11 protein-coding genes are annotated in these 9,777 nt (G+C 43.6%); 3 read left to right on the top strand and 8 right to left on the bottom strand.

Annotated elements, in window-relative coordinates; translation table 11 throughout:
- Nucleotides 1-1,354, top strand: a 1,354-nt coding sequence (locus ABFQ95_05555) for a cation:proton antiporter (GenBank protein ID MEN8236990.1), incomplete at its 5' end; no start/stop codon positions are given.
- Here the strand turns inward: ABFQ95_05555 and ABFQ95_05560 are convergent.
- From ABFQ95_05560 to tsf, 5 genes are all read right to left on the bottom strand, one after another.
- A complete protein-coding gene (locus ABFQ95_05560; protein MEN8236991.1) occupies nt 1,345-2,088 on the bottom strand; it encodes a phosphatidate cytidylyltransferase in 744 nt (247 codons plus the stop codon). The two genes, ABFQ95_05555 and ABFQ95_05560, sit on opposite strands and share 10 nt — an antisense overlap.
- Nucleotides 2,089-2,093: 5 nt before the next feature.
- Nucleotides 2,094-2,861: an isoprenyl transferase gene (locus tag ABFQ95_05565; protein ID MEN8236992.1), complete on the bottom strand. Its 768-nt coding sequence runs from the start codon at nt 2,859-2,861 to the stop codon at nt 2,094-2,096.
- On the bottom strand, nt 2,861-3,418 hold the full coding sequence (gene frr / locus ABFQ95_05570) for a ribosome recycling factor (protein ID MEN8236993.1): 558 nt from the start codon (nt 3,416-3,418) through the stop codon (nt 2,861-2,863). Before frr ends, ABFQ95_05565 begins: the two co-directional genes overlap by 1 nt.
- A gap of 74 nt (nt 3,419-3,492) precedes the next feature.
- On the bottom strand, nt 3,493-4,236 hold the full coding sequence (gene pyrH / locus ABFQ95_05575; protein ID MEN8236994.1) for a UMP kinase: 744 nt from the start codon (nt 4,234-4,236) through the stop codon (nt 3,493-3,495).
- Between the two features lie 19 nt (nt 4,237-4,255).
- Nucleotides 4,256-5,182: a translation elongation factor Ts gene (gene tsf / locus ABFQ95_05580; GenBank protein ID MEN8236995.1), complete on the bottom strand. Its 927-nt coding sequence runs from the start codon at nt 5,180-5,182 to the stop codon at nt 4,256-4,258.
- Between the two features lie 365 nt (nt 5,183-5,547).
- Between tsf and ABFQ95_05585 the strand changes: the two genes are divergently transcribed.
- The gene (locus ABFQ95_05585) at nt 5,548-6,270 is read left to right on the top strand and encodes a hypothetical protein (protein ID MEN8236996.1); all 723 of its coding nucleotides are present in this window, start codon (nt 5,548-5,550) and stop codon (nt 6,268-6,270) included.
- A 4-nt stretch (nt 6,271-6,274) separates the two neighbouring features.
- Nucleotides 6,275-7,093: a hypothetical protein gene (locus tag ABFQ95_05590; GenBank protein ID MEN8236997.1), complete on the top strand. Its 819-nt coding sequence runs from the start codon at nt 6,275-6,277 to the stop codon at nt 7,091-7,093.
- A gap of 479 nt (nt 7,094-7,572) precedes the next feature.
- Here the strand turns inward: ABFQ95_05590 and ABFQ95_05595 are convergent, their stop codons facing one another.
- The 3 genes from ABFQ95_05595 to ABFQ95_05605 all read right to left on the bottom strand — a co-directional run bounded on the left by ABFQ95_05595 (nt 7,573) and on the right by ABFQ95_05605 (nt 9,686).
- A complete protein-coding gene (locus tag ABFQ95_05595) occupies nt 7,573-8,145 on the bottom strand; it encodes a hypothetical protein (GenBank protein ID MEN8236998.1) in 573 nt (190 codons plus the stop codon).
- A 432-nt stretch (nt 8,146-8,577) separates the two neighbouring features.
- A complete protein-coding gene (locus tag ABFQ95_05600) occupies nt 8,578-9,405 on the bottom strand; it encodes an IS3 family transposase (protein ID MEN8236999.1) in 828 nt (275 codons plus the stop codon).
- 2 nt (nt 9,406-9,407) lie between these two features.
- Entirely contained in the window at nt 9,408-9,686 is a 279-nt protein-coding gene (locus tag ABFQ95_05605; GenBank protein ID MEN8237000.1) for a hypothetical protein, read from the bottom strand.
- Nucleotides 9,687-9,777 lie beyond the last annotated feature (91 nt).

Below are 9,777 nucleotides of genomic sequence, written 5' to 3' on the forward strand. Positions count from 1 at the left end.
GCTTGCGCTTTCTTCAACAGCAGTGGGGATACAGATTTTATCTGATAAGGGTGATCTGGCTGCACGATTTGGACGGGTTACCTTTTCGGTATTGTTGTTTCAGGACTTAGCGGTTGTGGTGTTGTTGGTGATGTTGACAACTCTAGGCCAAGAAGGAGTGCACGTGGTGCATGAGCTGGGGTATGCTGGACTAAAAGCTATTTGTGCCTTGCTCGTCATCTTGGCTGCCGGGCGATTGGTGTTGCGTCCTCTATATCGCACGGTTGCCAGTATCGATAATCCTGAGCTTTTCATTGCTGTAACTCTATTGGTGGTCCTGATGACCGGTGTTGTGACCGCTTTTGTAGGATTGCCTATGGAGCTCGGGGCCTTTTTAGCCGGCATGCTGCTTTCAGAAACAGAATATCGCCATCAAGTCGAAGCAGACATTCACCCTTTTCGTGGCTTGCTTTTAGGACTATTTTTCATGAGTGTGGGGATGTCCATTGATTTACAAGCCGTTTGGAGCAACGCAATTTGGGTAGCGGTAACCTTGTGTTCGTTATTGGTTGTGAAAACGTTTTTGGTTCTTGTCTTAGGGCGGGTTTTTTCCCTACCATTTATGACGTCTCTGCGAACCAGTTTACTGTTGGCCGGGGCTGGTGAGTTTGTGTTTGTTCTGTTTGCTCTGGCAATGGAGCAAGGGCTTGTTCCCCTTATGGTCGGTCAGTTTTTGTTTGTGGTAGCAGCACTATCAATGGGGTTGACGCCACTGCTTGATCGTATAGGTAAACTTTTAGAGGACAAATATAGCCAAAAAAAGGGAGATGTGGCTATTAGATCAGCGCTGGAAGAGCTAGATGACCTTAGAAACCATGTCATTATCGCTGGATTTGGAAGGCTTGGGAAATTAGTTGGGCGCCTGTTGGCAGAGCGGATGGTGCCATTTGTAGCCATTGATAAGGACATGAAAATCGTGAATGAAGGACGTGCCAAAGGCATGCCAGTTTTTTATGGGGACGCTCGCCGAACGCCGATGCTACGAGCTTTGGGAGCAGATCGCGCTAAAACCATTGTGGTGTGCCTCAATAACACCAATATGGCTTTAAGGACGGCCTTGATGATTCGGCGTCACTTTAAGCAAGCCGGTGTTTGTGTGCGTTTGCGTGATGAAACCCACAAGGCAACTTTAACGAAAGCAGGGATTGCTGTCGTCATGCCGGAAAATTTGGAGCCAAGCCTTCAGGTCGCAGGATCGGTACTCTCATCTTTGGGTAATTCCGAAGTTGAGGTTGAGCAAGCCATTGAAGCGTTTAGAAGGACCTTAACAACAGTTACGGTTCCTGAAAATCCTAACCCTGAGGTTCAGGTGTGAGAATACAGAAGATGCAGAAAATAGCCGGTGCCTAACAAACCACCTGCTATAATTGAGACGAGCAATAAACCATCCACCCTGTCGAGCAAACCGCCGTGTCCTGGAATCAATTGGCTGGTATCTTTCACATCGAGTCTGCGCTTGACCCAAGATTCCATTAAATCTCCAATTTGGGCAGTGATGGATAGGCTAATTTGTAAAAAAATGATTTGGATCAGAAACCACCAGGGGGCTTCCCAAAAAATACCACGAACAATACAGAAAAAAACATCTGCAAAAGGGCCTGAAGTAATCTTGAGCGGTAATAAATTGAAAAGAAATAAAGGCAGACCAACCAAAATTGTACACACAATTCCCCCCACACTTCCCGACCAGGTTTTGTTGGGACTTATGCTTGGTGCCAATTTAGGTCCTTGAAAAAATTTACCTACAAAGTAAGCGCCAGTGTCACTTGCAGCAACGGTGCAAATAAGGTAGAGCTGCCACAACCAATTGGTGCCTTTACCAACAAACCAAAAACCAGAGCAGCCTAACACAATATAAGCTGACCCAGCAGTTGCCCAAATCCACTTTTGTGTGGAGGGGCGAGCAGCTTGATAACAAACGTAATTCCATTCTCCCAGCAGAATAGCTGTGATGCAAAGAATAAACAAATTACGGTAGATTGATCCAGACCACAGCAACAACAATACCACGGGAAACATGACGCTAGCAGAAATGACACGTTTTAACATTTCAGTTAGCCCGCACCACCAAAGCGACGAGCCCGACTCTGGAACTCTTCGATTGCTGTAGTTAGATGGGTTTCATCAAAATCCGGCCAATGCACGTTAAGAAACACCATTTCCGTATACGACAACTGCCACAGCAAGAAATTGCTCAGACGCTGCTCGGAGCTGGTGCGTATTAAAAGATCTGGATCAGGAATATCATGGGTGTAGAGTGCATTGCTGATCATGGACTCAGTGATGTCTTCAGGATTAAGGATGCCGTGTTTGACTTGCGTGGCAAGTTTGCGGGTTGCTGAAGTCAGGTCATCTCTTGCTCCATAATCAATAGCAATGACAAGGTGAAACGCCTGATTCGATTGGGTTAGGTCTTCAGCATGTTGCATCAGCTTGACCAAATCAGGAGAAAGCTTTGAACGCCGGCCAATAAAACGTACCCGAACACCATTTTGATGCAACTCAGCCAGTTCACTTTGCAACACTTGGCGGAACAATGCCATCAGTCCTTTAATTTCGATTGAGGGGCGATTCCAATTCTCATTTGAAAACGCATAGACGGTTAAATACTGAATGCCAAGTTTTTGCGTAGCTTGCAAAGTTTTTCTTAAAGCCACCTTACCGCGCCGGTGTCCTTCAAGACGTGGCAACCCCCTTTGTTTAGCCCAACGGCCATTGCCGTCCATGATAATAGCCACATGTTTGGGAAGAGTGGCGTTTCCATGGCAATGTTCATCAAGAGCTGAGTAAGCTGAAGAGGTGAACAAAGAGGTTGAGGTCATTAAACTTTAAGGATATCCTGCTCTTTGGCCGCCAGGATTTCATCAATTTTGTGCACAAATTCATCAGTGATATCTTGCACCTTGTGTGAGGCGCGATGGTGCTCGTCTTCCGAAAGCTCTCCATCTTTTTCTTGTTTTTTAAGATTTTCCATGCCATCACGTCGAACGTTTCGAATAGCAACACGTGCCGACTCAGCGTATTTACGGGCAACTTTTTGTAATTCGATGCGGCGTTCTTCCGTAAGCTCCGGCAAACTGATGCGAAGTGTTTGCCCATCAACAGTGGGATTAAGCCCCAGTCCTGCATCACTGATGGCTTTTTCAACAGCTTTCACCATGCCTTGATCCCAAACTTGAACCGACAACAGCCGTGCTTCGGGGACGGTTACTGAACTAACCTGATTGAGAGGCATTTTACTACCATAAGCATCAACAGTAATAGGCTCTAACAGAGCCGTTGAGGCACGGCCAGTACGCAAACCATTGAATTCATGACCGAGTACTTCAAGAGCACCTTCCATACGTCGCTTTAGATCATTAATTAGTTTGTCTGCCATGGTGTGGGCTCCTTTCTCAATGGCTTGCAAAACTTGAATATCACTTTGCCTGGATTTTCCTCTCCGGTAAAGCCCTAATCTGCATCTGCTACAACCCTAGAAAAATCACCTTCCCCATTCAGTGCTCGAATCATATTGCCTGACTCTTTCATTGAAAAAACCAGGATAGGAATCTTATTTTCTCGAGCTAAGGCAATAGCTGTTGCGTCCATAACCTGGAGTCGATCTTCAAGCACCCTTGAGTAGGAGATCTCGTTGTAATGCCGCGCACTGGGATCTTTTAAAGGATCTGCAGAAAAAATACCACCAACCTGTGTACCCTTTAATAAAACATCGCAATTCATTTCAGATGCCCGCAAGGCCGCTGCCGTATCGGTTGTAAAATAGGGATGCCCGGAGCCTGCTGCAAAAATGACAACGCGTCCCTTTTCTAGATGACGCAGAGCCCGTTGTCTAATGTAGGTTTCACATACAGTTTGCATGGGAATGGCAGACATCACTCTGGCTTTTATGTCTTGATGTTCGAGCGCATTTTGCAGCGCAAGAGCATTCATCACTGTGGCCAACATTCCCATATAATCAGCCGTGGAACGATCAATACCTTGGTTTGCACCATTGATGCCACGAAAGATATTGCCTGCACCAACCACCAGACAAATCTGTGCTCCCTGGACATGAACTTGCGAGATATCCTTTGCAATGCGGGTAAGGGCATCTGGAGCAACACCAAATGCCTGCCCCCCCATCAACCGCTCCCCAGAAAGTTTCAATAAAATCCGCCTATAGGGGGGAGAAGAAGATGGAGTGCGATCTGACATACTGCTTGTGTGCCGCCCCTTAAGAAGACAGTTGTGCAGCCACTTCTTCTGCAAAATCGGTTGATTTTTTCTCAATACCTTCACCCAAACCAAAACGAACAAAACCTTTCAAAGTTATAGGGGCACCGACCTCTTTTTCACTGTCTTGCACAACTTGCCTGATCTTACGTTCATTATCGACCACATAGACTTGTTCCAACAGGACGACCTGTTCATAAAACTTGCGCAGCCGACCTTCAACCATTTTCTCAATGATGTTGTCAGGACGACCAGAGGCTTTGGCTTGCTCGGTCAAAACGTTGCGCTCATTTTCAATTAGCTGCGGATCTAGACCATCGACATCCAGAGCCTGAGGATGCGTGGCTGCAATGTGCATAGCAATATTACGTCCCACAGATTCTAGCTTAGTTTTATCACCACTGGACTCAAGGGCAACCAAAACACCGATACGCCCCAACCCAGAGGCAACTGTGCCGTGTATATAGCTGGCAACAACTCCTGTGCTGACCTGTAGGGTATGGCAGCGCCTAAGCACCATATTTTCCCCAACGGTAGCAATCAGATGAGTTATTTCATCCGAGATAGAGCGACCTGATTCTGGATCAGTCATCGCATTGAGTTGGTCAATACTGCTGTTGCTGCTGATTGAAAGGGCAGCAGCTTTTCGGACAAAATTTTGGAATGTTTCATTGCGTCCGACAAAATCGGTTTCAGCATTGACTTCAACAACTGCCCCAACTCCATCTTCTACATGAACACCCACAAGACCTTCAGCCGCAGAACGTCCAGCTTTTTTAGCGGCCGCCGCCAGTCCTTTTGTCCTTAGCCAATCTATTGCAGCTTCAATATCTCCGCCTGCTTCTGTGAGAGCTTTTTTGCAGTCCATCATTCCAGCACCACTACGTTCGCGCAGTTGGCGAATAAGATCAGTTGTGATTGTAGTCATCAAATCTTTCCTTAAATTAATTAATGTTTCATTAGTACCAATTCTTACAAATTTTAGCGCTAAGAACAAGGAATTTCTTGCTGTTGCTGCTGTTATGAGAGAAAAAAATTCTCATTTTAACGGATTATGTGGGAATTGATTGTGGTCGATAAATTGAGGAGCACACTTCAGTATACTCCCGTGAAATCAAAACCTCTAGTTTAATGATAGCTGCCAGCTTGCATTTTACAAGTGTAAATGAGCACTTCTCGCTATCAGGAAACAGAGGTTTTGATTTCACTTCGGTATATCAACCATTTACTAAATTTTAATATCCACGTCCTACTATTAGTAGAAAGTAAAATTTTAAATAAATGCGAGCAATCATGAAATCAAATACTCTTTCCCTTATTCTCCCTTTGGTCGTTGCAGTTAGTTTGACGAGCGCCTTGAATAGCCAAGTTGTTGAACCTGTAGCTCCACAACCAACAACAGAAGGTGACAAAAGTTCTGCATCTATCGTAGCTGAAGTCGAGGAAAGTGATCCTGGAATCGTTCAGGCTGCCTATGATGTTGCATATGAAAAAATGATCCAAGACTCTGCGGAGGATCTTACGATTGAAAATCGAATTTTGATCGAGCAACTCAAGGAATTTCCGCTTTTTCCGGAAGAAGAAACGATTGCAGGGTTTCCTGACCCCATCGATGCTACGGAAGTAAATCCAGAAATCCTCTCAGAAGCCTATACGACTATTGGAGAAGCTTACCTAAATGAAGCTGAAAAACTTTCCCAACGCTATGGTCAAACCAATGCACAACTTGCTCGAGTTAAGCAGACCATGGGGGTTGAAACTTTTCGTACACAAGATCAAAAACTTGAAACAACCCGTACACTCACACGCAACAAAGACTTTCTTTTTGGTTACAAAACACCAAGTAAGTCCGAAAAGTACATTCGTTCAAGTATTAATCAAAGGTCTCGTGAAAATTATGCTCGACACTCACTTCAACTTAAGCAAGACATCGAAATTCTCGCACTTAAAGGGACCTTTTACAGCACTATGGCTTTAGCTCTTCTCCCCAACGAATTGATTGGACAGCAGGATTAAACTGATGCATAAGATATGCAAGACTTTTACTCTAGCCATTTTTTTCAGCCTGATATGGTTCTTAGGTGATTTATCTGTATCACAGTATGCCGCGCATGCTGAAGAAAGCTTAAAGCAAAATGCTCGCAAGTCTGAAGCTACGCCATTTCCTATAACCTATGGACAGTTGTGCCCTTTGCTTAAACAAAAGAAACCGCAAATTCTACTGGATTCTGTCCCTTCACAAAAGGAGATCGATGCACTAAATAAAAATGAGGAAGCTTGTGTCTATATTGAACTGAAAGGTATTCCATCGGACTTTGAAATCAGACGACTCAATCGCATTCCTCATGTTTGTGTGGTTATGCACATTTCTTCTCCAATTAAAAGTCATGATCTCAAAAGATTGCCTACGATTAAAACATCTTGTGCCCTGTTGGAAATACCAAATCCTCCGACGACTCACGAGGTGGGATACTTGAACAAGTTTAAGGGATGTGTCAGTCTGATGCTGAGTACAATTCCAGATCACCACCAAGTTTCCCGCATCAGTAAGATGGCACGCGGATGCGTCGTGCAACGGCTTACTTCTCCCATCAAGGACCAAGACATTGATCGCATCAACAAGTTACCGTGCCTCTTTCCTGAATTTACCAATATTCCAACCAGTCATGAGATCACCATTCTCAAACAGTTAAAGCAAGATGATTCAATCACAGGAAAGAGGTGTATCGCTATGACTGCTTGGCGTAGTCGGTCTTTTTGCTTTACTCCAGCCCCTTCCTCTCCCTCTCCCTCTTTCCCTTCTAGAGTTCGAGATTCAGGGCCTGCACCGGCAGCGTAGTGACTGTTATGGAATATCAGGGCTACAAGTGATTTCTGACGAACTTATACTGAAGTGAAATCAAAACCTCTGTTTCCTGATACGCTCAAAGTGCTCATTTACCCAAGTAAACTGCAAGCTGGTAGCTATCATTAAACTAGAGGTTTTGATTTCACGAGAGTATAGCGATTGAAGTACGGTGGATGTACATTACGCCTTTTTCACATTTGGGGCGTTATCTGCGAAAAGGTACCTTTGGGTGAGTCAAAAATTTGCCACTTAATGTATTATTTTTAAATACTTAGGTTAATTATGTGAATTCACCTTAAGGGCCCTTTTCGCTGATAACACCCCAATTGTTTCCTTGCAAAGATCAAACAAAGTGTTACCGTAGCGCCTTTCTCCATCCGTTAGGACGCTAGGAAAAATAACATTTATAATCGTGTTTCGCGTTCTGTTGCTTGATCTTGCTGCGTAACGCTGTCCATAAAGTATTTTAGTTAAATTGTAAAGGTTATTTTTCCTAGCGTCCTTAGTAATGAAAGATCATCTGTTTTTTCGATAACTTCTATAAGCTTCCCCAAAGTGTATTGAAATAATTCTTCGTCTTTCTTGCCGCACTTCATTTCCCATATGAAACGAGAAGAGCGCTCTATCAGAACTACCGTCCATCCTTCACTTTCATGAGCTGGTTTATTAGAATATACTTTCGTGTATAACTCGTCTCCTTCTATTTCTTGTTTGATAAAATCATTGAGCAGAGAGTATAGGTATAATTCTTGTTTAACTTGGGCGAATTTTTTTTCCCAATTTCTAAGAGTATTTCTCGCGATGTCAAATGTCCTGGCAGTTGCATTGAAACCAAGACCATCCGATCTAGCCTTCAGTACCGTAATAATAAATTCTGACGGTTTTTGCACATTTTCTAAGACTGTCCCTTTGGTTTCAGAAAAAAGTATTTTGCATGATTGGCATTTATACAATCTTCTCTCTCCATGATTTTGCGTTTGATATATTTTAGAAACGTATACATCCGCAGACTGACAGTCCACACATATAATTTCTGAAAGCATTTTCTTACTCCTTTTTGGTTGACAGGAGTACAATCTAGTTAAGTTTTTATTAAAATCCAAGATACTTTAGGGAATATGCGCTGCACCCCATGGACTGGACAAATTTTAGGACTTTTTAAGTGAGTTTTTGTCCACGGGTTCTAAAAAATTAATACCATGATCATTTCAATTAGTCTATAATTTTCTCCTTCAATTTTTAATTTTTCTAAAAAAATGTGCTTGGACCTAACTTCAGTCTATGTTATTCATACTCCTGCGGTACAGGCGGGGACGCCGATGATCGCAAAATGTTTAGAGAGGGGGCAACTTTTGGTTGTCCTTTTTTTAACATTCTCCGACTTAGCCAGCCAACCTCTCTAAATATTTTTATAAATATCCCGGGGTGTGGGGCTGGCCCCACAAAAATAATGTCGCGATAAGCGTCTATTTTTTTCATGCCGCCAAATATAAATCAGCTGGTCGCAGTCTATTGATCCCTTGATGACGGCGCCGAGTGTTATAAAAACTCAAATATTCCTCCAATCCTTTCTCCAATTCCCACATGGTTTGATGGCAATAAAGGTGAACATGTTCGTACTTGATCGACCACCATAACCTTTCTATGCGGATATTATCGATACACCGCCCAACACCATCGTGGCTAATTTTGATCATATGCGTCTCCAATGCCAGAATCCAAACTTCTCCTGTGAATTGACTCCCCTGATCTGCGTTCACAATCTCAGGTTTGCCGTAACACTGAATAGCCGCCTGTAGAACTTCTACTGCATGGCTTGACTCCATTGTATTGGCTAATTTCCAACCAACAACAAAACGTGTATGCCAATCAATCAAGGCAAACAGATAGACCATCCCGCCAGGTAACTTTATGTAGGTTATATCTGTTGCCCAGACTTGGTTGGCACGATCTATTGTTAATCCTTTCAACAGATAAGGCCGGACAGGATTTTCCTTGTTGGCAGTTGACGTATTAATTCGTGGCTTGGGTAATACGGAGCTTAAACCCATAAGATTCATCAATCGAAGAACACGCTTGTGATTGACCTTAATGTCTCTGTCAGCAAGTTCATCAGTTATTTTTCTATAGCCATAAAAGGGCCACTCAATCCATATGTCTCTGATTTCGTTCATAAGCTCCGTAGTATTTTCAGACTCAGTTGCTACGTAATAATAGCTTGAACGTTCAAGTCCGAGAAGATTGCATTGCCGCTGGATAGCCATATCTGAATTAGGGGAAATGAGAGAGCGCTTTTCCCTCACACTCATTTCCCCAATGCTTTTTTTAAAAAATCTAAGTCCATAGTAAGCTGGCCGATCTTCCGTTGAAGATCTTCAACAGTTGGTCCATCTTCTGTTCGCTTTTTTCGTCGAGTAAAAATATCGACTCCTCTCTCCAAAAGCTCATTTTTCCAGCGCTGTAATACACCGGGGTGAACAGCATATTTTTGAGAGAGCTCCGATGCCGTCCCCTTGCCACTTACCATAGCTATAGACGCCTCTAGCTTCGTCTTACTGCTGTGTTGTCTGCGAATTTTTCCCATTTTCATTCTCCTGAATTGTTACGGTTATACAACAAACCCAGGGGCTGAAAAACTCACTTATTCAACTGTCCAGTTTTTGGGGTGCAGCGCA

Source organism: Pseudomonadota bacterium (assembly GCA_039714795.1).
Lineage (GTDB): Bacteria > Pseudomonadota > Alphaproteobacteria > JAGOMX01 > JAGOMX01 > JBDLIP01.